This window comes from Maribacter sp. 4G9 (genome assembly GCF_002742265.1).
GTDB lineage: Bacteria > Bacteroidota > Bacteroidia > Flavobacteriales > Flavobacteriaceae > Maribacter.
In genome coordinates this window covers 134,962-156,300 of sequence record NZ_MDGL01000126.1, presented here as the reverse complement: position 1 = coordinate 156,300, position 21,339 = coordinate 134,962, and the positions used below count along the sequence as shown (strand labels likewise).

Annotated in this window: 26 protein-coding genes and 5 tRNA genes; 9 read left to right on the top strand and 22 right to left on the bottom strand. The window is 39.5% G+C overall.

Translation table 11 applies throughout. The features are described 5' to 3' along the window. Positions 1-116: 116 nt before the first annotated feature. The 22 genes from rplL to BFP75_RS12970 form a co-directional block, all read right to left on the bottom strand. Complete coding sequence (gene rplL, locus BFP75_RS13075; RefSeq protein WP_099545816.1) at positions 117-497, bottom strand: 50S ribosomal protein L7/L12; 381 nt, start codon at positions 495-497, stop codon at positions 117-119. Between the two features lie 50 nt (positions 498-547). Continuing rightward, complete coding sequence (rplJ, locus tag BFP75_RS13070; RefSeq protein WP_094997913.1) at positions 548-1,063, bottom strand: 50S ribosomal protein L10; 516 nt, start codon at positions 1,061-1,063, stop codon at positions 548-550. Positions 1,064-1,088: 25 nt separating this feature from the next. Beyond that, complete coding sequence (gene rplA / locus BFP75_RS13065) at positions 1,089-1,778, bottom strand: 50S ribosomal protein L1 (RefSeq protein WP_099545815.1); 690 nt, start codon at positions 1,776-1,778, stop codon at positions 1,089-1,091. 19 nt (positions 1,779-1,797) lie between these two features. Beyond that, positions 1,798-2,235 carry a 50S ribosomal protein L11 gene (gene rplK / locus BFP75_RS13060; RefSeq protein WP_099545814.1) on the bottom strand — a complete coding sequence of 146 codons (438 nt, stop codon included), beginning with the start codon at positions 2,233-2,235 and terminating at the stop codon, positions 1,798-1,800. A 66-nt stretch (positions 2,236-2,301) separates the two neighbouring features. Next, complete coding sequence (gene nusG, locus BFP75_RS13055; protein ID WP_099545813.1) at positions 2,302-2,853, bottom strand: transcription termination/antitermination protein NusG; 552 nt, start codon at positions 2,851-2,853, stop codon at positions 2,302-2,304. Positions 2,854-2,863: 10 nt separating this feature from the next. Continuing rightward, positions 2,864-3,052, bottom strand: coding sequence for a preprotein translocase subunit SecE (secE, locus tag BFP75_RS13050; RefSeq protein WP_099545812.1), 189 nt, complete (start codon positions 3,050-3,052; stop codon positions 2,864-2,866). 131 nt (positions 3,053-3,183) lie between these two features. Next, positions 3,184-3,256, bottom strand: a tRNA-Trp gene (locus BFP75_RS13045). A gap of 106 nt (positions 3,257-3,362) precedes the next feature. Beyond that, positions 3,363-4,550 (bottom strand): elongation factor Tu, encoded by a 1,188-nt coding sequence (gene tuf, locus BFP75_RS13040; protein ID WP_099545811.1) that lies wholly within the window; start codon positions 4,548-4,550, stop codon positions 3,363-3,365. 56 nt (positions 4,551-4,606) lie between these two features. Beyond that, positions 4,607-4,678, bottom strand: a tRNA-Thr gene (locus BFP75_RS13035). A gap of 74 nt (positions 4,679-4,752) precedes the next feature. Next, a tRNA-Gly gene (locus BFP75_RS13030) sits at positions 4,753-4,825 on the bottom strand. Positions 4,826-4,872: 47 nt separating this feature from the next. Beyond that, a tRNA-Tyr gene (locus tag BFP75_RS13025) sits at positions 4,873-4,954 on the bottom strand. A 144-nt stretch (positions 4,955-5,098) separates the two neighbouring features. Beyond that, positions 5,099-5,172 (bottom strand) — tRNA-Thr (locus BFP75_RS13020). Between the two features lie 102 nt (positions 5,173-5,274). Continuing rightward, positions 5,275-5,577, bottom strand: coding sequence for a ribosome hibernation-promoting factor, HPF/YfiA family (hpf, locus tag BFP75_RS13015; protein WP_099545810.1), 303 nt, complete (start codon positions 5,575-5,577; stop codon positions 5,275-5,277). Between the two features lie 50 nt (positions 5,578-5,627). Continuing rightward, the gene (locus tag BFP75_RS13010) at positions 5,628-6,521 is read right to left on the bottom strand and encodes a tyrosine-type recombinase/integrase (protein ID WP_099545809.1); all 894 of its coding nucleotides are present in this window, start codon (positions 6,519-6,521) and stop codon (positions 5,628-5,630) included. A gap of 87 nt (positions 6,522-6,608) precedes the next feature. After that, positions 6,609-6,803 carry a 30S ribosomal protein S21 gene (rpsU, locus tag BFP75_RS13005; protein ID WP_099545808.1) on the bottom strand — a complete coding sequence of 65 codons (195 nt, stop codon included), beginning with the start codon at positions 6,801-6,803 and terminating at the stop codon, positions 6,609-6,611. 77 nt (positions 6,804-6,880) lie between these two features. Further along, positions 6,881-8,050, bottom strand: a complete 1,170-nt coding sequence (locus tag BFP75_RS13000) for an acyl-CoA dehydrogenase family protein (protein WP_099545807.1) — start codon at positions 8,048-8,050, stop codon at positions 6,881-6,883. Positions 8,051-8,054: 4 nt separating this feature from the next. Further along, positions 8,055-8,930: a ComEA family DNA-binding protein gene (locus tag BFP75_RS12995; protein ID WP_240531783.1), complete on the bottom strand. Its 876-nt coding sequence runs from the start codon at positions 8,928-8,930 to the stop codon at positions 8,055-8,057. A 16-nt stretch (positions 8,931-8,946) separates the two neighbouring features. After that, positions 8,947-10,620, bottom strand: a complete 1,674-nt coding sequence (locus BFP75_RS12990; RefSeq protein ID WP_099545805.1) for an alanine/glycine:cation symporter family protein — start codon at positions 10,618-10,620, stop codon at positions 8,947-8,949. 75 nt (positions 10,621-10,695) lie between these two features. Then, positions 10,696-11,709 carry a potassium channel family protein gene (locus BFP75_RS12985; protein WP_099545804.1) on the bottom strand — a complete coding sequence of 338 codons (1,014 nt, stop codon included), beginning with the start codon at positions 11,707-11,709 and terminating at the stop codon, positions 10,696-10,698. Between the two features lie 2 nt (positions 11,710-11,711). Then, a complete protein-coding gene (locus tag BFP75_RS12980) occupies positions 11,712-11,939 on the bottom strand; it encodes a PspC domain-containing protein (RefSeq protein ID WP_099545803.1) in 228 nt (75 codons plus the stop codon). Between the two features lie 10 nt (positions 11,940-11,949). Next, on the bottom strand, positions 11,950-13,230 hold the full coding sequence (locus BFP75_RS12975) for a DUF2851 family protein (protein WP_099545802.1): 1,281 nt from the start codon (positions 13,228-13,230) through the stop codon (positions 11,950-11,952). Positions 13,231-13,290: 60 nt separating this feature from the next. Continuing rightward, positions 13,291-13,602 (bottom strand): rhodanese-like domain-containing protein, encoded by a 312-nt coding sequence (locus BFP75_RS12970; RefSeq protein ID WP_099545838.1) that lies wholly within the window; start codon positions 13,600-13,602, stop codon positions 13,291-13,293. Positions 13,603-13,732: 130 nt separating this feature from the next. Here BFP75_RS12970 and BFP75_RS12965 point away from each other — a divergent pair, with 130 nt between their 5' ends. The 9 genes from BFP75_RS12965 (at position 13,733) to trpB (ending at position 21,336) form a co-directional block, all read left to right on the top strand. Next, entirely contained in the window at positions 13,733-14,179 is a 447-nt protein-coding gene (locus BFP75_RS12965) for a MarR family winged helix-turn-helix transcriptional regulator (RefSeq protein WP_099545801.1), read from the top strand. A gap of 7 nt (positions 14,180-14,186) precedes the next feature. Further along, positions 14,187-14,819 (top strand): NAD(P)H-dependent oxidoreductase, encoded by a 633-nt coding sequence (locus BFP75_RS12960; RefSeq protein ID WP_099545800.1) that lies wholly within the window; start codon positions 14,187-14,189, stop codon positions 14,817-14,819. Positions 14,820-14,855: 36 nt separating this feature from the next. Continuing rightward, entirely contained in the window at positions 14,856-15,437 is a 582-nt protein-coding gene (locus tag BFP75_RS12955) for a YceI family protein (protein WP_099545799.1), read from the top strand. A gap of 237 nt (positions 15,438-15,674) precedes the next feature. Further along, complete coding sequence (locus BFP75_RS12950; RefSeq protein WP_099545798.1) at positions 15,675-17,072, top strand: anthranilate synthase component I family protein; 1,398 nt, start codon at positions 15,675-15,677, stop codon at positions 17,070-17,072. Beyond that, complete coding sequence (locus tag BFP75_RS12945; protein WP_099545797.1) at positions 17,073-17,693, top strand: anthranilate synthase component II; 621 nt, start codon at positions 17,073-17,075, stop codon at positions 17,691-17,693. A gap of 49 nt (positions 17,694-17,742) precedes the next feature. Further along, positions 17,743-18,738: an anthranilate phosphoribosyltransferase gene (gene trpD / locus BFP75_RS12940; protein WP_099545796.1), complete on the top strand. Its 996-nt coding sequence runs from the start codon at positions 17,743-17,745 to the stop codon at positions 18,736-18,738. After that, complete coding sequence (gene trpC, locus BFP75_RS12935; RefSeq protein WP_099545795.1) at positions 18,735-19,520, top strand: indole-3-glycerol phosphate synthase TrpC; 786 nt, start codon at positions 18,735-18,737, stop codon at positions 19,518-19,520. The genes trpD and trpC overlap by 4 nt, the downstream gene beginning before the upstream one ends. After that, entirely contained in the window at positions 19,517-20,140 is a 624-nt protein-coding gene (locus BFP75_RS12930) for a phosphoribosylanthranilate isomerase (protein ID WP_099545794.1), read from the top strand. The genes trpC and BFP75_RS12930 overlap by 4 nt, the downstream gene beginning before the upstream one ends. A gap of 11 nt (positions 20,141-20,151) precedes the next feature. Next, positions 20,152-21,336, top strand: coding sequence for a tryptophan synthase subunit beta (gene trpB / locus BFP75_RS12925; RefSeq protein ID WP_099545793.1), 1,185 nt, complete (start codon positions 20,152-20,154; stop codon positions 21,334-21,336). Positions 21,337-21,339 lie beyond the last annotated feature (3 nt).

Here is a 21,339-nt window from a genome sequence, read left to right as displayed (position 1 = left end):
GATCGTGAGTACTATTTGGGTAGTATACCTCTTTATATACCTAATTCTATAAAAAGGCTTAGGTCTAACCGCAGAATGCGAAAAGACCTAAACCAAATGCAATATGGTTAAAGCTATTATTTAAGCTCAACTTCCGCTCCTGCTTCTTCCAATGATTTTTTGATACCTTCCGCTTCGTCTTTAGAGATACCTTCCTTAACAGCCTTTGGTGCGCTATCAACGATATCTTTAGCATCTTTCAATCCTAAACCGGTCAATTCCTTAACCAATTTAACTACTGCTAGCTTGGAAGCTCCTGCAGATTTCAATATTACATCGAATTCTGATTTTTCCTCTACGGCTTCTCCAGCATCAGCGGCACCACCACCAGCAGCAACGGCTACTGCAGCTGCAGCAGGCTCGATACCATACTCATCTTTTAATATAGCGGCCAACTCATTTACTTCCTTTACTGTAAGGTTAACCAATTGTTCTGCGAAATCTTTTAAATCTGCCATTTTCTATCGTTTAATAAAATTTTAAAATATACTTAGTTTTTAGTGCGTACTTATTTTTCAGATAATGTTTTAAGGATACCGGCAAGTTTACCTCCACCAGATTTAAGTCCGGAAATAACATTTTTAGCTGGGGATTGTAACAATCCAATAATTTCCCCTATCATTTCCTCCTTGGACTTAATGCTTACTAAAGCATCCAAAGTTTCATCACCTATATAAACTGCTTCCTCAACAAAGGCACCTTTTAATAAAGGCTTATTTGATTTTTTCCTGAAATTCTTGATAAGCTTTGCCGGAGCATTGCCAACTTCAGAGAACATTAAAGAGGTATTTCCCTTCAATACTTCAGGTAGTTCACCAAATTCCTTTTCGGAAGCTTCCATTGCCTTTGCCAGCAATGTATTCTTAACTACTGCCAGTTTGATATTTGCCTTAAAACAAGCTCTTCTTAAATCAGAGGTTGTTCCAGCGTCCATTCCAGAAATATCCGCTAGGTAAATAATGGAATTCTCACCCAACTGCGTAGTTAAATCCTGTATAACCGTTGCTTTTTCTTCTCTTGTCATAATTGATATTTTTAACTAGCAGTGCTTAAACTGACTTTGGGTCCAATTGAACACTTGGGCTCATGGTGCTTGAGAGAAAAATACTTTTCATGTAAACACCTTTGGCGGCAGTTGGTTTCATCTTGTTCAATGTTTCCAAAAGCTCCTTAGCATTGCCTGCAATTTTATCGGGAGAGAAAGAAACTTTCCCTATTGCGGCATGTACGATACCCGTCTTGTCAACTTTAAAATCAATTTTACCAGCTTTCACCTCAGATACGGCCTTTTCAATATCCATTGTCACTGTACCTGTTTTTGGATTGGGCATTAAACCTCTTGGTCCAAGAACACGTCCTAAAGGACCCAGTTTACCCATAACGCTTGGCATAGTGATGATTACATCAACATCTGTCCAACCGTTTTTAATTTTATCCAAATATTCATCCAATCCAATATAGTCAGCACCTGCTTCCTTTGCTTCGGCCTCCTTATCTGGTGTAACCAAAGCCAAAACTTTAACATCTTTACCGGTTCCATGAGGAAGTGTTACCACCCCACGCACCATTTGATTCGCCTTACGTGGGTCTACACCTAAACGCACGGCAATATCTACGGATGCATCAAACTTTGTACTTGTTATCTCTTTTACTAAAGCAGAAGCCTCTTCCAAGGAATACAATTTGTCCTTTTCAATTTTAGAGTGCGCTTCCTTTTGCTTTTTTGTCAATTTTGCCATTTAATTGCTTTTTAAGATTTTAAAAAGGTCTTTTACCTGCAACCTTCATACCCATTGAACGAGCGGTCCCGGCAATCATACTCATTGCCGCTTCAATCGTAAATGCATTAAGGTCTACCATCTTATCTTCAGCAATCGCCTTGATTTGATCCCAGGTTACACTACCCAATTTTACCCTGTTAGGTTCGCCAGATCCCTTTTTAATCTTAGCCGCTTCCAATAGCTGAACTGCCGCTGGTGGTGTTTTTACGACAAAGTCAAACGACTTGTCTTTATACACGGTGATAACAACTGGTAAAACCTTACCTTGCTTGTCCTGCGTACGAGCGTTGAACTGCTTACAGAACTCCATAATGTTAACACCGGCAGCACCTAAGGCGGGTCCAACCGGTGGCGATGGATTCGCTGCACCTCCCCTAACTTGTAGTTTAACTACTTTACCTATTTCTTTTGCCATTGTTTAAAATTAAATTGAAAGTGTGTTAATGGAAGCAACACTACTTTTAAATATGTAACAATTATCTTAAATCTTTTCTACTTGCATATAGCTTAGTTCCAATGGCGTTTTTCTACCGAAAATCTTTACCATTACCTCAAGCTTACGCTTTTCTTCATTAATTTTTTCAACGGTACCGTTAAACCCATTGAACGGGCCATCGATAACCTTTACAGTTTCCCCAAAAACAAAAGGTATTGCAACACTATCCGTATTTATGGTCAACTCATCTACTTTACCTAACATCCTGTTAACCTCAGATTTTCTTAGGGGTACAGGATCACCTCCTTTTGTTTCCCCCAAGAAGCCAATTACATTAGTAATGGAGCGTATTATATGCACCATTTCACCACCTAAATTGGCCTTCACCATAATATAGCCCGGAAAGTAAACCCTTTCCTTATTGATTTTTTTTCCGTTCCTAATTTGAATTACCTTTTCAGTTGGAACCAAAACCTCTTCTAAATAATCAGAAAAACCATGCCTATCGACCTCACTTTGGATATATCCCTTAATCTTGTTCTCCTGACCACTTACAGCCCTAACCACATACCATTTCTTTTCCAATACTTCTGACATAGAGCTCAAATTAATTTAAGACGTAATCAAAATACAGTTGAACTACTTTGCTGAATACCGTATCCACTCCCCAAGTCGCCAAGGCGAAAATGATGGAAAAAACAGCGACCACTACCATTAAGTTTGAGGCCTCAGCCCTGGATGGAAGGGTAACATTATTCCTGAGTTCTTCAACGGATTCTTTTATATATGTCAACATGTCTACTGTATTAAGTTCAAAAAAATCTAGGAATGTAACTTCCACAATTGCAAGTTTTGCTTTAAAATGAGATTTCCCTTGATTATGCCACGGGATAAACTTCTCGTTTTTTTGCCTTGCCAATTTTTCAGCACGGGAGGAGAGACTCGAACTCCCGACACCTGGTTTTGGAGACCAGTGCTCTACCAACTGAGCTACACCCGTATGTGTGCATCAAATTAATAAAAGTGACACACATATGTATTTACATTTAAAGGTATCCGCCTAAAAGACGGACACCCTTAAAGTATATTATCCATAAATAATTGGATTAATCCAAAATCTTAGTCACCTGACCAGCACCTACAGTTCTACCCCCTTCACGGATAGCAAAACGAAGACCTACGCTAAGTGCAATTGGTTGAATTAATTCAACGGTAATTGTAAGGTTATCACCTGGCATTACCATTTCTACACCAGAAGGAAGGGATATGTTACCAGTTACGTCTGTTGTCCTTACATAGAACTGAGGACGATAATTGTTATGGAAAGGAGTATGACGACCACCTTCTTCCTTTTTCAAGATATACACCTCAGCTTCAAATTTGGCATGTGGCTTTACAGAACCTGGCTTACAGATAACCATTCCACGGCTAATTTGAGATTTCTCAATACCTCTTAACAAGATTCCAACGTTATCTCCCGCTTCACCTCTGTCCAAAATTTTACGGAACATTTCAACACCGGTAATAGTTGAAGATAATTTTTCAGCCCCCATTCCAATGATATCTACAGCATCACCAGTATTAGCGATACCAGTTTCAATTCTACCAGTTGCAACAGTACCACGACCTGTGATAGTAAATACGTCCTCAACAGGCATCAAGAATGGCTTATCCACATCTCTTTCTGGCAATTCGATCCAACTATCAACAGCATCCATCAATTGCATAACAGTATCAACCCATTTCTGTTCACCGTTCAAAGCACCTAAGGCAGAACCAGAAATAACAGGTCCGTTATCACCATCGTACTCGTAGAAAGAAAGTAATTCCCTTACCTCCATTTCAACTAGCTCCAACAACTCCTCATCATCAACCATATCCACCTTGTTCAAGAAAACAACGATTCTAGGGATACCTACTTGGCGACCCAATAGGATGTGCTCACGAGTTTGTGGCATAGGACCATCTGTAGCGGCAACAACCAAAATAGCGCCGTCCATCTGGGCAGCACCGGTAACCATGTTTTTTACGTAATCCGCGTGACCTGGACAGTCAACGTGCGCGTAGTGACGGTTAGCTGTTTGGTACTCAACGTGCGATGTATTTATTGTGATACCTCTTTCCTTTTCCTCTGGAGCGTTATCGATAGAATCGAAACTTCTCTTTTCAGAAAGACCTGCGTTTGACAGAACCTCTGTAATAGCTGCAGTCAATGTAGTTTTACCGTGATCCACGTGTCCAATGGTACCAATATTTAAGTGTGGTTTGGAACGATCGAAAGTTGCCTTTGCCATGTTTATTTAATTTTTATTCTTAGTTTATATTAGTGTACAAATTTATACCTTAATTGAGCCAATGACGAGATTTGAACTCGTGACCTCTTCCTTACCAAGGAAACGCTCTACCCCTGAGCTACACCGGCGTAAAGTGTTGAATCCACCTGCGATATGGCAGACTCCTGCCTTCGCAGGAACGACAATAAAGTCAAGAAAATAGAGCGGGAGACCGGGTTCGAACCGGCGACATTCAGCTTGGAAGGCTGACGCTCTACCAACTGAGCTACTCCCGCTTATAAATTTTCAAAATTTCAATTCAATACTTATAGACAAAGCTATGTGGGGAGAGCAGGATTCGAACCTGCGAAGACATAGTCAGCAGATTTACAGTCTGCCCTCGTTGGCCGCTTGAGTATCTCCCCGCTTTATCAGTATTTTAAGAACTTAGGAGCCGATGGAGGGACTCCCTTCGACCACGCTCAGGATAAACTTCTCGTCCCAACAAACACCAAGTATTTTTTTATTTACTTTTTGTTTGCACCCCAATGCTTTTTCACTATTCCAGGAGCCGATGGAGGGACTCGAACCCACGACCTGCTGATTACAAATCAGCTGCTCTAGCCAGCTGAGCTACATCGGCACTTTTCATGCTTTTTTTAGCATAAAAAAGTCCGCTATTTCTAACGGACTGCAAATGTATAGATTTATTTGTTTTTTCAAAACAAATTTCAAAAAATTTTAATCATGCGTTGGCTCTTAATTTTTGCTTTCTCTTAATCAATTTTCTTTCCAAAGAATTACATGCCGTATCCACTGCCTCTTCAAACGATTTACATTGTTTTTTGACCATGAAATTATTCTTTGGGACATTCAACTTAATTTCCACAATCTTGTTTTCTTTGGAACTGGTATTCTCTACCTTCAAATAAACATCGGAACTAATAACCTTATCATAAAAAGTCTCCAATTTATCCAAACGGTTTTGCAGAAAATTTATCAATTTGACATCTGCATTAAAATTAACGGATTGTGCGTTTACTTTCATAAGCTGGGATTTAATGCCCCTTTTGCGATTTAGGGACGGAATTAAACAATCTATTTGTTTTTCCCTCTAGGGTGGGAAGAAGCATGTATTTTTTTAAGTTCAGCTATACTGTTATGCGTATAAACCTGCGTGGATGCCAAACTTGAATGGCCTAGCAACTCCTTGACAGAATTCAAATCAGCACCTTTATTCAAGAGATGTGTTGCAAAGGTATGCCTTAATATATGAGGGCTCTTCTTAACCTTGGCAGACACCTTTCTAAAATACTTATTTATAATTCTATAAACAAGGGTTTCGTATATTTTATTGCCTTTATCCGTCAATAATAAAAACTCTGAATTTTCAGGCGATAGCATTGCGTTTCTTACTAATAAATAGTCCTTTATAAGTGTTATGGTCTCCCTCATTAAAGGAATGATTCGCTCTTTGTTCCTTTTTCCCAAAACCTTTATGGTTTTTTCTTCAAGGTCCACGTCTTTAAGCTTAAGGTTTACCAACTCGGCCCTTCTAATTCCGGTAGCATATAATATATGTATCACAAGCATATCTCTCGTGCCTTCAAAATCATCGGAATAACTTATTACGTTCAGTACATGTTCCATTTCCATCTCAGAAAACGGAGTTTCCAATTTTTTTGGGGTTTTCAAGGCCCTATGCTTTGACAGAGGATTCGTTTCTATAGATTCAATCTTTTGTAGAAATTTATAGTATGCCTTAAGGGAAGCTATTTTCCTGTTTATCGTCCTATTGGAAATACCTGTGTCTGACAAGGTCACTATCCAACTCCTAATTATGGTGTAGGCAATAGTGTCAATGTTCCCTATCACAAATTCCGATTCGCAAAAATCCTTAAACTCCAAAAGATCTTTGCAATACGCCCTAACCGTGTGACCGGAATATTTTTTCTCCAAGGCAAGGTAGTCCGTGAATTGATCTAAAAGCATGTGCCAAAGTTAGGAATTGCTTCAGAGAAAACACCAAAAACAAAAAATCCCGCAAGATGCGGGATTTAGCTTATATAATATCAACTTCTAAAATTCCTCTTGGTCCCTTAGACTTTGAATGTATTGTGCTTTTTGTATTTGAGCTCTTCGCTCTACTGAAGGCTTAGTAAACTGTTGACGTTTTCTCAACTGCCTCATTGTACCTGTCTTATCAAACTTTCTCTTGAAACGTTTTAAAGCTCTATCTATGTTTTCTCCTTCTTTTACTGGTATAATTAACATGGGCTACAACCTCCTTTCTTTTGTGATTAAGGCAGCAAAGATAAAAACTAATTTAATATGGGCAACAATATTTCTCATTAATTGGTTGCGGGACGGTATTCCTTTTTATCTATGATAATCTTTGCGATGATTTCTCTAAGTATTTCCGAGGTTCCTCCACCAATAGGTCCCAATCTGCTATCGCGCAGCAATCGTGCCATGGGGTAGTCCTCAATGTACCCATAACCTCCTAAAAACTGTAGGCAATCGTAAGCGACCTCATCGGCCATTTTGGTGGATTTAAGTTTGGAAATGGTCGCCTCCTTCACAACATATTCCCCTTTGTCCAATCTGCTCGCCACATAATAATTGTATTGCTTACAAATTTCTATATCAGCATGTAAGTCAACTATTCGATGACGTAATGCCTGAAATTTATTTATGGTCCTTCCAAAAGCTTCCCGCTCAGACATGTACTGCATGGCATATTCCAAAGCATATTCTGCCCTGGCATGGGCATTCACGCCCATGATCAATCGTTCAAGGCTAAAATGTTCCATTATGTAGGAAAATCCCATGTTCTCCTCACCCAATAAGTTACCCGCAGGAACCTGCACATTGTCAAAAGCCAATTCGGCCGTATCCGAAGCACGCCACCCCAGTTTGTTCAGCTTATTTGCTGTAACACCCTTACTCTTACGGTCTACTACAAAAATGCTGATGCCCTTGTTTCCCAAAGCAATATCCGTCTTGGCGGCGACTACCATATAATCTGCATAAACACCATTTGTAATAAAGGTCTTGGAACCATTTAAGACATACATATCCCCTTTCTTGACCGCCGTAGTTCGCATTCCCGCCACATCGCTACCCCCAAAAGGTTCAGTAACGCAAAGACATCCTATCATTTTACCTTCTACACTAGGAACCAAGTATTTTTCCTTTATGTGTTGGTCCGCCTCTTTGTTCAGATGCGTCATGGCCAGATATGCATGTGCCCATATTGCTGCCGCGAAACCACCTGAATTGATTTTCTGCAGTTCCTCTAAAAGGATAATGGTGTAGAAGATATCTAGTCCCAAGCCACCAAAATCTTCGGGGGTGGCCAAGCCAAAATAGCCCATTTCACCGAACTTTTCCCAAATAAACCTTTCTATAGTCCCATTTTTCTCCCATTCCTCTATGTGGGGAACAACTTCCTTCTGTAAAAAATCCTTCAGGCTTTGCCTAAATAGAAGATGTTCTTCAGTGAAGTAAATATTGTTCATAGCATTATTTTTTGAGCGACAAATATAAAGGAAATCTATCAATACGGTCGGCCGGAAAATTCTCGATTTGCGTCAATTCGCGAAAGGATAGAATTTCACCGTTTTTAACCCGATAACTTACAATTCCTTCCGCAACACTCCTGGATATATACACTATTTTGGACAGTTCCCCTACCGATGCAGTATTGATATCTATTTTTTGAATTTCAGGTATGTTCAACACCTTGTATTTCTGAAGGATTCGTTCAGCGACAGTAGGCTCCAGGCCATATACGTCATACAGCTGGTCGTCCAACAAAAATCCGCCCAATCTATCCCTAAACTTTATAATTCTTTCGGAAAGTACATTCCCAACCCCATAAATGTCTTTAAGTTCTTCAAGTGTCACCCCGTTCAAATCCTTCATCGGAACAGATATCGATTTAGTACTTTTCTCTAGGTTGGTTGCATTCTTCAAAGTCTTTGTTTGACTATTGGCCCATTCCGGAAATTTAAAAAAGGGCGATATGAGATTCAATAAAGAATCAGAGACGCCGGTCACTTTCTGAAATTCTTCCTTGGAGTATACGTACAGGTCTTTATCCCTGAACTGGTGAAGACGATCGATTTCCTCTACGGACAGACCCAATGTATATCCTTTGAAATCCGATATGAAATTTGGATTGAAAGGGTAGAGTTTCAGCGAATCGCTTTTTTCACTTTCCTCTTTTATGTTATCAATTTTTACTTGCATATCCCTGTCCAAAACGATTGGTTCAAAATATACATTTGAAAAATGATTATACAACCAAAAAGAGGCTTGTACCAATACGATTAGTAAAAGCAAAAAGAAAATCCCACTTCGTTCCTGTTTTGTAAACTTGAAGTGGGATTTTTTCAATGATAACAGATTAAAACTATTCAGTAACGGCTTTTACCTTAAGTTTGATGGCATCCATATATTTTTTAAGCTCTCCCTTTACCTTAGGTGCCAAGATCACAATCCCGATCATATTTGGGACCATCATACCAAAAATCATTGCGTCTGAAAATCCGATTACGGAACCCATACTCGCAGAGGCTCCTACAATTACGAATAGACAGAAAATAATCTTATAGGTATACTCGGTTTTCTTTGTTCTTCCAAAAAGGTATGCCCAAGCCTGATAACCGTAATAGGACCACGAAATTTGGGTACTGAAAGCGAAAAGAATCATGGCTACCGTTAAGACGTATGGGAACCAGCTAATTACCGAACCAAATGCCCCTGAAGTCAACAAGATGGCATCGGCATCATTAAGACCAGCGTTTCCTGGGTCAACATTACCTGTTATAATAAGTACCAAGGCCGTCATTGTACATACGACCACGGTATCTATAAAGGGTTCCAATAGGGCTACCAAACCTTCTGAAGCAGGGTACTTTGTTCTTACCGCAGCGTGGGCTATTGAAGCAGATCCAACACCGGCCTCATTTGAAAAGGCCGCCCTTCTAAACCCTTGAATCATGACCCCAACGGCACCACCAACGATTCCCACAGGTGCGAAAGCACCTTGAATAATCTCATTGAAGGCCCAACCGATCATATCAAACTTGGCTATCAGCACAAAAAGGGAGGCTCCTACATAAATCACGACCATGAAAGGAACAATCTTATCCGTAACCTTGGCAATGGATTTAATACCCCCAATGATGACTATTCCAACCAAAACCGCCATGACCAATCCAAAAGCCCATCGGTAACCATAAAGAAAGGACTCGGTCCCACCTGTCATATTTTCAAAAAGCTGCACGGCTTGGTTTACCTGAAACATATTACCGCCTCCAAAAGAACCGCCGATACACATAACAGCAAACGCTCCGGCCAATATCCTCCCTAAGCTCTTGTTCTTAAGCCCCTTGTTCAAATAATACATGGGTCCTCCAAAAATAGTCCCATCCTTGCCAACGTCCCTATATTTTACACCTAAGGTACATTCCACAAATTTAGAGGCCATTCCCAAAAATCCGGCGATGATCATCCAAAAGGTAGCGCCCGCCCCACCAATGGAGACCGCTACGGCAACACCAGCAATATTACCCAGTCCAACGGTTGCGGATAGCGCTGCCGTAAGTGCCTGGAAGTGCGATACCTCCCCATTGGAACTTTCATCCCTTATGGTATCCAAAATATCACCATCGACTACAATCTCGTCCTTGTTATCCGCCAGATGCTTATCAAGGCTTTCCACCTTGTTCAAATCCACTCCGCCAGCAATACCATCTTCCCCATAAAGCTCCTTGGCCCCATATTTCTCAATATCCTCATACTTGCCCATTACAACCTTTAAGGCCGTCCATACCCCTGTAAAATTTATAAAACGGAAATAGATGGTAAAGAAACCTGCCCCCAATATCAATGGGAACAATACCCAATATATTTTTACATTCTCTGAAAAAGGTATCTGATAAAAAATAAACTCTACGAACCACCCTGTTAGGTCTCCGAAAACTTTATCGATTTTTTCATCTATCCCCATTTCATCGGCCTCTTGGGCCATGGACAAAAAAGGCAACAGGAAGGAACAAAGACTTAGAAGTTTATACTTCATACTTTTTTTGATTTTTAGTTAGTTAGTTTGGCAATATCACAAAAAAAATGAACCCAATCAAATTATAACGTTGAATTAACTCAAGTCAATATGGAACATTTCATTCAACTTTTTTATTTGCTCAGGTCTGCCTAAAACGATTACCTTACTTTTTGGCTGCAATTGAAGGTCCGCTTCAGGATTAATTATGTATTCGCCATCCGGTGCAATATAACCTATTATCGTACATCCGGTTTTTTTTCTTAGGTCCAGATCTCGTAAAGAATTACAATCTACCTGATTCGAGAAGTCCTCTATGGCCACTTCTTCCAAATTGGTGGTATGCTCCCCTTCCACCGATAGTTTGTCCATAAAGGTTATAAGGTCGGGCATTACGACCAATGAGGCCATATGGTCACCACCTATTTTATCGGGCATGATCACTTTATTGGCACCCGCAAGCTGTAATTTATGTTGGGAAGTAACCTGAGAAGCCCTACTAATGATAAATAGATTCGCATTCAATTGGCGTGCGGAAAGTACCACAAATAGATTGGCCGCATCATCTGGCAATGTAACGATCAAGTATTTGGCCCTCTCAATTCCGGCAGCGAGCAATACCTCATCTTCATTGGCATCGCCCTCCATAAAAAGGATCTCATCATCATATTTTTCCAAAAGCTCCTTGTCCCTTTCAATTACCACAAAAGGCTTTTTATACGCTTTAAGCCTTTCTACCGCCTGCATGCCGTTTCGACCAAAACCACAGACTACTACATGATTTGATAATTTATCGATCCTATTTTTCACTTTCTTCAATTTTAATATTTGCGGACTGTTTCTATTCAATAGGTATTCCGTGATAACGGAAATAGCAAAACCAAAGATAAACACACTGGTAACTATCAAAACGACAGTAAACATTTTCCCTTGAATATCCATGGGACGAACTTCAGAAAAACCTACGGTCGTAACCGTTATTATAGTCATATACAAGGCATCCATCCAAGAATAATCCTCAATATAACGATACCCCAAAATCCCAAAAAATAGCACCACTATCATTAATAGTAAAGCCACATAGAGTTTGGAACGAAAGAGCTTAATCATGACTATAAATCAAATACAGATGTTCTTTTGGTATAGATCAAATCCTTGATTTTCAACCAAAATGCCAAAAACAGATATAGGGCAAATCCAAATCCCAGGGTAACAAAAGTTAGATAGATAAAGGAAGTCCTCACAACCCTGGCCCTGATTCCAAGACGGTCCGCAATTCTCCTACAAACTTCAAATCCTCGCTTCTGAAGATAATGCAACAAATTATATAACATGTTCATAGGTATAAAATTAGGATTTTAAATTCAATAATTTAGCCCCAACGGCACACTGCAAGCATTTATTCCTAGTACAATAGTTGTTGTATAATTGTAATAGGGACTGGCTTTCAAAAGCGGAATTCACAGGAACATCCAAATGCCTAAAATTATCGATAATACTATTCTTTTCTTCATCAATATTTTGAATCAGGGAAAGTAGGGAGTCCGAATTGTAGTTCCCCTTATTTCTCAAATAACAGAATCTAACGGGAATTATCGTATTAATAATCAAAAGGTCCACAAATTTCTTGGAAATGCTCTTTGGCGATTTTTTTGATTCCTTTCCAAAGTTGAAATGTGTGTCCCAATAGGAGCTCGCCCTTATTTTAAAAAGCCCATATATCTCTTCTTTTGAACAATGTACCAAGTCGCGGAATAAATTATTTGAGGATGAATACAACATGGCGAACTGAGAAAGTCGAATAGTTGGAAAGTTGGGTGGCCTCAATTTAAAAAATGAAACTTTGGCCGCGCTTGTCAAATCCAGTTCGTATTTGGATTTTAAGTATCCAAAAGTTTTTTTCAGTTCAATATAATATGCATCCAAAATATAATCTGACTCCAACAATCCTGACATCCCGAATAATAGACATTCCAATTCAAACGGCTGCCCTACCAAGTGCCTCACCTGGGAAAAATTCAAATTCTTTCCCAAGCTGAAAAATGCCTCTCCATTGATTTTTGACCCAAAGTTCTTTAACAAAAGTGTAAACAAAACCTTTTCCCAGTCATTGCCAAATTCGTCCAATAGATTCAAGATGACCTTGGACTTTTCTTCCAACCGCTCCAAATACAAGCGATCTTGCCAGTTTTTAAAATCGAATCTAGAAACTTCATTTATATCCTTACCGCAATTGATAAACTGGCCGGAATTTCCCTTCATCAATTTTTGATATCCATCCAACAAATGGGAATCTATCAAGTTTTTTAATTCTAGGGTAGGTATTTCAGACCCGTCTTTTCTATAAACCGATACATCATCGTTCCAAACCACATGAAGTATGACATTGTCATAACTATTATCCTGTTCATGATGATGTACGTACCAGTCCGAAGCATTTATATGAATTTCTACATTCCCGGCCCAAAGTTGGTTCCCTATCCGTACTTGGGCATTAAAAAAATCTGGGCCGCTCAAAAGATTGTGGGAGCCTGCATTAAGAATTATAAGATTCTCCCCACCTGAAGTCTTTAACCCCTGGCTAGGATACTTTTTGTAATTCCAGATGTAGTGCAACAAATCTTCCCGCATGTGGCAGAATTAAAAAGACCCGCACAAGGCGGGTCTCCAATTTAAGTATTTAAATTCAATTTATTCGGCTACCTCACCTTCCCAGTTCATAAATCCTCCCTCCAAGTTGAAGGCGTTTTCAAAACCAAGACTGTTCATAATGGCACATGCCTGTCCAGAGCGATTGCCCGACCTACAGTATACATAATAATTCTTGGATTTGTCCAATTTCTCAAGTTCATCAATAAATCCCTGTCCTTTATAGATATCGATATTCTTGGAATTGGGAATATATCCTTCCTCTACCTCAGCCTCTGTTCGTACATCGAGTATAAAGGAATTATCATCTTCAGATAACTTGGAGGCCCACTCCTCTTTGGATAAATCTGCCATAATTTTTTTTTCAAAAATAGCGGATCTATTTAAATCGTTAAAAAAATATTTTAACAAAAATTTAATTCCAAAAAATTAGGAATGAATCGTTGCTTAACCATACATTTGTATATACAAATATTGTTTGTACATGAACGTTGAGGATATTATAAGAACCCGAAAAGAAATACCCTTGGAAGCCAGGACCCTCATCCATTTGACTTTGGTTAATAACAAAGTCAATGAAATCATGTCGGCCACCTTAAAACCTTTTGGGATTTCCATCCAACAATTCAATGTATTGCGTATCCTAAGGGGTCAAGAGAATAGGCCTGCAAACCTTTCAACCATCAATGAAAGGATGGTCACAAAAATGAGCAATACCACCAGATTGGTGGACAAATTATTGGCCAAAGACTATGTCATCAGAAAAATATGTCCTCAAAACAGACGAAAAGTAGAAATAAAGATTACTTCAAAGGGTTTGGATGTTTTGAATGAAATAGATGGCATAAAAATTGAAATGGAAAAAAAAATTCTTAAAAAATTTACTAAACGCCAATTAAAAGAGTTTAATGTTTTATTAGATAAATTTTAAAAAAACCATGAATAAAATAATCGAGGACTTAAATTGGCGCTATGCCGTTAAAAAATTTGACACCAATAGAAAGGTTAATATTATAGATTTAGAAACCTTAATTGAAGCAACAAGGCTTAGTGCCTCATCCTATGGTTTACAACCCTACCATATTTTCATTATTGAAGATGAAAAAATTAGGGAAGAACTAAGAAAACATTCATGGAATCAATCTCAAATCACAGATGCCTCCCATCTCATGGTTTTCACTATTAAAGAATCCTTTGGGGAAGAATTAATTGATGATTACATCGATAATGTGGTAAAGACTCGTGATATATCCAGTGAATCGGTTATGGGATACTCAAACTTTATGAAGTCAAAACTTATGGGGCTACCCAATGAGCTAAAAAGCAGTTGGACCTCCAGACAGGTATACCTTGCCCTTGGAAACCTCATGACAGTAGCGGCCTCCATGAAAATTGACACGTGCCCTATTGAAGGTTTTGAAAATGAGAAATATAACGAACTGTTGGGATTGAAAGATTCCAACCTCAACGCTATAGTGGTTTTGGCCGTTGGTTACAGGGCATCATCCGATGAAACCCAACACTTACCAAAGGTTAGATATCCCAAAGAAAGATTATTTACCCATTTATAATTATTTAAGAATATTACTAACAATTAAATTAAAGACATGAAAAAAACAATTTTAAGCTTGGCATTAACCATGATTTTCGGATTTTCTGCAACCGCAAACGCTCCCATTGATGGAGAGAAAAAAGATGTAAACGTCAGTGAAAGTAAAGTTACTTGGAAAGGTTATAAAGTAACTGGATCACATGAGGGAACCATAGATTTAAAATCCGGCCATTTGGTTATGGATGGTAACAAATTAACAGGAGGTGAGTTCGTAGTGGACATGACTTCGATAACCAACTTGGACATGGCCTCTGGAGAAGGAAAGGAAAAATTGGAAGGGCATTTAAAATCCGACGACTTTTTTGGAGTTGAAAATTATCCTACCGCCAAATTGGTAATTACATCCGCAGAATCCATGAACAAGAATTCCTATTCTGTAAAAGGTGACTTAACTATTAAAGGAAAGACGAACCCGGTAACTTTTGTTGTATCCATCTATGAGAATAAAGCTACGGCCACTCTCAAGGTAGATAGGGCAAAGTATGATGTACGATACGGCTCTGGAAGTTTCTTTGATAACCTAGGAGACAAAACAATCTATGATGAATTTGATTTGGTCGTAGATTTGGCTATCTAACATTCTACTTCTAAATTACTTAAACAAAAGACCTCTAGGAATTTACCTAGGGGTCTTTATTTTTTTATATATAAAATTGGTGCATTTCAATTTCCTTTCTATATTTACGCCAATGAAAACAATGAAAAATACTTGGTGGTGGAATAACTTACGACAGCATTCGTGAGCTAGTACTCCATGTAAAAAATATAGAGGCTTGTCATCACGACAGGCCTTTTTTAATTTATAACGTTTATCATGTCCTACACATTAAAGACATACTCAAAGAAAATACTTGCGGACACTATTACGCCCGTCAGTGTGTATTTAAAAATTAGGGATAAGTTCCCCAATAGCATTTTGCTTGAAAGCAGCGATTACCATGCAAATGACAACAGTTTTTCCTATATCTGTTGCAACCCTATTGCTTCGATAAAAATTCAGGATGAAAGAATTTACAAGGAATTTCCCGATGCCAGAAATGAAACTCTTGAAATTATAGAGGATACAGATGTAGTCTCGGAAATTGATTCTTTTGCCAAAAGTTTCAAAATAACTGAACAGGATTATAAATTTATAACCAACGGACTTTTTGGTTTCATGGCCTATGACGCCGTTCGTTATTTTGAAGATGTGGAAATTTCCAAAAAACCACACTCGGTCGAAATTCCGGATATCTATTATGCCGTCTACCAAAATGTAATAGCCATAAACCATTTTAAAAACGAAGCCTACATTTTTGCGCACTGTTATGATTCGGGGAATAATATTTCCGAAATAGAACGATTGTTGAACGTTAGGACATTTGCCTCCTACAATTTCTCCAAGGAGGGAGAAGTCAAAACAAACTTACTGGATGATGAATACAAGGAGCATGTGGAATTGGCTAAAAAGCACTGTCAGCGCGGTGATGTATTTCAATTGGTATTGTCCAGAAGGTTTTCCCAAAAGTTTAAGGGAGATGAATTCAATGTTTATAGAGCATTGAGGTCTATAAACCCATCTCCTTACCTTTTCTTTTTTGATTATGGCGATTTTAAAATTTTTGGAAGTTCTCCCGAAGCACAGTTGATCGTTAAAAACGGTAAAGCGGAAATACATCCCATTGCAGGCACCTATAAACGTACTGGAAACGACGAAAAAGACGCGGAACTGGCCAAAAAATTGGCCTTGGACGATAAGGAAAACAGCGAGCATGTGATGCTTGTAGATTTGGCCAGGAACGATTTAAGCCGAAACGGTAATTTGGTCAATGTGGACACCTATAGGGAGGTGCAGTATTTCTCCCATGTAATCCACTTGGTCTCCAAAGTTACGGGCATGAAAAAACCGGACATCCCCACCCTAAAAATTGTGGCGGATACCTTTCCTGCAGGAACCTTGAGTGGAGCACCCAAGCACATGGCTATGCAACTTATTGAAAAATATGAAAAAACGAGCCGGAGTTATTATGGAGGAGCTATAGGCTTTATGGATTTTAATGGCAATTTTAACCATGCCATCATGATCAGAACCTTCTTAAGTAAGAATCATGAACTTCATTTCCAGGCTGGTGCCGGGCTAGTTGCGGCATCCAATGCCGATGATGAGTTACAGGAAACGTACAATAAATTAGGGGCTTTGAATAAAGCCCTGGAAATCGCAGAAACTATCTAGATGGCAAGAAAGATATTAATGATCGACAATTACGATAGTTTCACCTATAATTTGGTTCACTATCTCGAGGATTTGGATTGCGAAGTAATTGTAAAACGAAACGACCAATTACATTTGGAAGACGTAGACGATTATGATGAAATTGTGCTTTCCCCAGGACCCGGAATCCCTGATGAAGCAGGCCTTTTAAAACATATTATTGAAAAGTATGCGCCAACCAAGCGTATTTTTGGAGTCTGCCTGGGACAACAGGCCATTGCCGAAGTCTTTGGAGGGTCCTTGGTCAATTTAGACCAAGTTTACCATGGGGTAGCAACTAAAATAAGAATTACGGTGGATGACTATATTTTTGACGGAATCAATAAAGAAATTGAAATAGGCAGATATCACTCTTGGGTGGTAGACCCCAATTTGCCGGACTGCCTTGAGGCAACTTCTATAGACGAGAACGGACAGATTATGTCGCTTAGACACAGGGATTACGATGTTAGGGCCGTACAGTTTCACCCGGAGTCGGTTCTTACTCCTAGTGGAAAAAAGATATTGGAAAACTGGTTAAATGGCAGCTCACTTTCCACCAAAGGGGAAACAAGCATGAATAAGAAAAATAGTATTAATTAATAATACCCAATAAAAAGCCCTCCCCTTTGGGGAGGGTTGGGAGGGGCTTATGAAAGAAACACTAAATAGACTCATCAATCACGAAATCCTGGAAAAAGAGGACGCGAAACAGATTTTGGTGAACATTGCCAAAGGGGATTACAATACCAGTCAGATTGCGGCCTTTTTAACGGTATATATGATGCGAAGCGTCACTATTGAAGAATTGGAAGGATTCCGTGATGCTTTGTTGGACCTATGTTTGGCCGTTGATTTATCGGAATACAACCCAATAGATCTTTGTGGAACCGGAGGGGACGGAAAGGACACCTTTAATATTTCTACTTTGGCCTCCTTTGTAACCGCAGGAGCAGGTGTTAAGGTAACCAAGCACGGCAATTACGGGGTTTCATCAAAATGTGGGAGTAGTAACGTGATGGAATTCCTAGGCATTAGGTTCAGCAACGAGGCGGATTTCCTAAAAAAATCCATTGAGGAAGCTGGTATTTGTGTGCTCCATGCTCCCCTATTCCATCCCGCTATGAAAAATGTAGCACCTATTCGAAGGGAATTGGCGGTAAAGACCTTTTTTAATATGTTGGGACCTATGGTAAACCCTGCATTTCCAAAAAATCAAATGGTAGGTGTTTTCAATTTGGAATTGGCAAGAATGTATGGCTATCTATATCAAAATACCGATAAGAACTTTACGGTTCTGCACGCTCTGGATGGCTATGATGAAATCAGTTTAACCGGAGACACAAAAACGATTTCCAATGGGTTCGAATCAATCCTTAGGCCTTCGGATTTTGGTATTTCCAGTATTGCAGCATCCGAAATTGAAGGTGGCGAGGACATCCCGGAATCCGCTCAAATTTTTATGAACGTATTGAATGGCAGGGGAACGGAAGCTCAAAACAATGTCGTCTGTGCCAATGCAGGAATTGCCATCAGCACTGTCAATGGTATTGGTCCCAAAGAAGGATTTGATTTGGCCATGGAATCCTTAAAAAGTGGTAAAGGCCTAACCGCTCTAAAGAAATTACAAGCCATTAGCGCATCATGAATATTTTAGACAAAATAGTTGCCGACAAGAAAAAAGAAGTCGCCCTGAAAAAATCCATAATTCCCGCATCACAATGGGAAAAATCGGTTCTTTTTGGGAGAGATAGAAATTCATTGGCGGAAGCTTTGAGAAAAAGTGAAACGGGCATTATAGCGGAACACAAAAGGAAATCTCCTTCTAAGTCCACCATTAATCAAAATACCAATGTGGGTCAGGTGGCCCAAGGATATCAAAAGGCAGGTGTTTGTGGCATTAGCGTTTTAACCGATATTAAATATTTTGGGGGGTCTTTGGAAGATCTGTTGTTGGCAAGGGCATCGGTAGATATCCCGCTTTTGAGAAAGGAATTCATTATTGATGAATACCAACTTTTGGAAGCAAAGGGCCATGGGGCCGATGTGATTCTTTTGATAGCGGCCATATTGACACGAACTGAAATTAAGAAGCTCTCGGAATTTGCCCAGTCGTTGAATCTTGACGTACTATTGGAGGTCCACAATAAGGAAGAACTTAAGAAATCCATCATGCCAAGTTTGGATATGCTGGGCATCAATAACCGGAATCTAAAGACGTTCGATGTCAGCTTGGATACCAGCAAGGAATTATCCCAACTTATTCCAGATGATTTTGTAAAGGTTTCAGAAAGTGGTATAAGTTCCATTGAAGCCATTAAGGCTTTAAAACAATTTGGTTATAAAGGGTTTCTAATTGGTGAAAATTTTATGAAAACGGAAAAACCTGGCCAAAGTGCTGCAGAATTCATTAAATCGTTGGAACAATGAAATTGAAGGTCTGTGGCATGAATCACAATATTGCCGAAGTAGCAGCCATTAGGCCAGACTACCTTGGGTTTATCTTTTGGGATAAATCCAGTCGTTTTTTTGATGGGGAAATACCAACGTTTCCCGAAACTATAAAGAAAGTGGGTGTTTTTGTCGATGCATCAATTGATGAGATTTTATACACAATTTCAAAATACAGTTTGGATGCCATACAATTGCATGGCGATGAAAGTATGGAGTATTGTAGTGAATTAAAGCATAGGCTTTTAGCGTCAATGGAAATCATTAAAGTTTTTTCCGTTAAAAATGAATTTGATTTTTCGGTACTCAAGTCCTACGAATTTCCTGTGGACTATTTTTTATTTGATACCAAAGGGGAGTTACCAGGCGGTAACGGTTATACCTTTGATTGGTCGGTACTCAAAAACTACCCCTCAACCAAACCATACTTTTTAAGCGGGGGGATTGGACCTGAAAGTATCCAAGATATTCGTAATTTCTTAAAAAGACCCGAAGCTACATATTGCCATGCTTTAGATGTAAATAGTAGGTTCGAGGAAAGACCAGGTTTAAAGAACATTGAAAAGCTAAAACTGTTTAAAGCGGCACTAAGTATTTAATACGAAAGATTATGACATACCATGTAAACGAAAAAGGATATTACGGTGAATTTGGCGGAGCATTTATCCCTGAAATGTTGTATCCCAATGTTGAGGAATTGCGCCAAAAATATTTGGAAATAATGAAAGAGGATTCCTTTCAAAGGGAATTCCACCAACTTTTAAAGGACTATGTAGGTCGCCCTTCTCCTTTATATTTTGCTAAAAGGCTATCAGAGAAGCATGGCACAAAAATCTACTTAAAAAGGGAAGACCTCAACCATACCGGAGCCCATAAGGTCAACAATACAATAGGACAGATTTTAATGGCCAAGCGGTTGGGTAAGACACGTATCATTGCGGAAACCGGAGCCGGTCAGCATGGGGTGGCTACGGCTACCGTGTGCGCCCTCATGGGAATGCAATGTATCGTTTATATGGGTGAAATCGATATCGCACGGCAGGCTCCCAATGTTGCCCGCATGAAAATGTTGGGTGCCGAAGTAAGACCCGCCACGTCAGGAAGTAAGACCCTTAAGGATGCTACGAACGAGGCTATAAGGGATTGGATCAATAATCCAGTGCATACCCATTATATCATTGGTTCGGCCATTGGACCACACCCCTATCCTGATATGGTGACCCGTTTTCAATCGGTCATTTCCGAAGAAATAAAATGGCAATTAAAAGAAAAGGAAGGGCGTGAAAACCCTGATTATGTCATCGCTTGTATTGGAGGTGGAAGTAATGCAGCGGGTACTTATTACCACTTTTTGGACGAACCTGAAGTTGGTATTATTGCCGTGGAAGCAGCGGGTAAAGGCATAGAATCCGGGGAAAGTGCGGCGACATCTGCCTTGGGTAAACTAGGTATTATTCATGGATGTAAAACCATGTTGATGCAAACACCTGATGGCCAGATTACAGAACCCTACTCCATTTCCGCAGGATTGGATTACCCGGGTGTTGGGCCCATGCACTCGCACTTGTACAGGTCTGGCAGGGCCGAGTTCTATTCCGCAACAGACGATGAGGCCATGACAGCGGGATTGGAACTTTCCCAATTGGAGGGAATTATCCCGGCCATTGAATCTGGCCATGCCTTTGCCATTTTTCAGCATAAAAAATTTAAGCCAGACGATGTTCTGGTCATCAGTTTGTCCGGTAGGGGCGATAAAGATTTACGGACGTACATTGATTATTTTAAGCTAGCCTAAACC

Bases quoted from the DNA above. Each gene is read 5' to 3' on its own strand.
- rplL (WP_099545816.1), bottom strand. From the start codon at position 497: ATGGCAGATTTAAAAGATTTCGCAGAACAATTGGTTAACCTTACAGTA.
- rplJ (WP_094997913.1), bottom strand. From the start codon at position 1,063: ATGACAAGAGAAGAAAAAGCAACGGTTATACAGGATTTAACTACGCAG.
- rplA (WP_099545815.1), bottom strand. From the start codon at position 1,778: ATGGCAAAATTGACAAAAAAGCAAAAGGAAGCGCACTCTAAAATTGAA.
- rplK (WP_099545814.1), bottom strand. From the start codon at position 2,235: ATGGCAAAAGAAATAGGTAAAGTAGTTAAACTACAAGTTAGGGGAGGT.
- nusG (WP_099545813.1), bottom strand. From the start codon at position 2,853: ATGTCAGAAGTATTGGAAAAGAAATGGTATGTGGTTAGGGCTGTAAGT.
- secE (WP_099545812.1), bottom strand. From the start codon at position 3,052: ATGTTGACATATATAAAAGAATCCGTTGAAGAACTCAGGAATAATGTT.
- tuf (WP_099545811.1), bottom strand. From the start codon at position 4,550: ATGGCAAAGGCAACTTTCGATCGTTCCAAACCACACTTAAATATTGGT.
- hpf (WP_099545810.1), bottom strand. From the start codon at position 5,577: ATGAAAGTAAACGCACAATCCGTTAATTTTAATGCAGATGTCAAATTG.
- BFP75_RS13010 (WP_099545809.1), bottom strand. From the start codon at position 6,521: ATGCTTTTAGATCAATTCACGGACTACCTTGCCTTGGAGAAAAAATAT.
- rpsU (WP_099545808.1), bottom strand. From the start codon at position 6,803: ATGTTAATTATACCAGTAAAAGAAGGAGAAAACATAGATAGAGCTTTA.
- BFP75_RS13000 (WP_099545807.1), bottom strand. From the start codon at position 8,050: ATGAACAATATTTACTTCACTGAAGAACATCTTCTATTTAGGCAAAGC.
- BFP75_RS12990 (WP_099545805.1), bottom strand. From the start codon at position 10,620: ATGAAGTATAAACTTCTAAGTCTTTGTTCCTTCCTGTTGCCTTTTTTG.
- BFP75_RS12985 (WP_099545804.1), bottom strand. From the start codon at position 11,709: ATGATTAAGCTCTTTCGTTCCAAACTCTATGTGGCTTTACTATTAATG.
- BFP75_RS12980 (WP_099545803.1), bottom strand. From the start codon at position 11,939: ATGAACATGTTATATAATTTGTTGCATTATCTTCAGAAGCGAGGATTT.
- BFP75_RS12975 (WP_099545802.1), bottom strand. From the start codon at position 13,230: ATGCGGGAAGATTTGTTGCACTACATCTGGAATTACAAAAAGTATCCT.
- BFP75_RS12970 (WP_099545838.1), bottom strand. From the start codon at position 13,602: ATGGCAGATTTATCCAAAGAGGAGTGGGCCTCCAAGTTATCTGAAGAT.
- BFP75_RS12965 (WP_099545801.1), top strand. From the start codon at position 13,733: ATGAACGTTGAGGATATTATAAGAACCCGAAAAGAAATACCCTTGGAA.
- BFP75_RS12960 (WP_099545800.1), top strand. From the start codon at position 14,187: ATGAATAAAATAATCGAGGACTTAAATTGGCGCTATGCCGTTAAAAAA.
- BFP75_RS12955 (WP_099545799.1), top strand. From the start codon at position 14,856: ATGAAAAAAACAATTTTAAGCTTGGCATTAACCATGATTTTCGGATTT.
- BFP75_RS12950 (WP_099545798.1), top strand. From the start codon at position 15,675: ATGTCCTACACATTAAAGACATACTCAAAGAAAATACTTGCGGACACT.
- BFP75_RS12945 (WP_099545797.1), top strand. From the start codon at position 17,073: ATGGCAAGAAAGATATTAATGATCGACAATTACGATAGTTTCACCTAT.
- trpD (WP_099545796.1), top strand. From the start codon at position 17,743: ATGAAAGAAACACTAAATAGACTCATCAATCACGAAATCCTGGAAAAA.
- trpC (WP_099545795.1), top strand. From the start codon at position 18,735: ATGAATATTTTAGACAAAATAGTTGCCGACAAGAAAAAAGAAGTCGCC.
- BFP75_RS12930 (WP_099545794.1), top strand. From the start codon at position 19,517: ATGAAATTGAAGGTCTGTGGCATGAATCACAATATTGCCGAAGTAGCA.
- trpB (WP_099545793.1), top strand. From the start codon at position 20,152: ATGACATACCATGTAAACGAAAAAGGATATTACGGTGAATTTGGCGGA.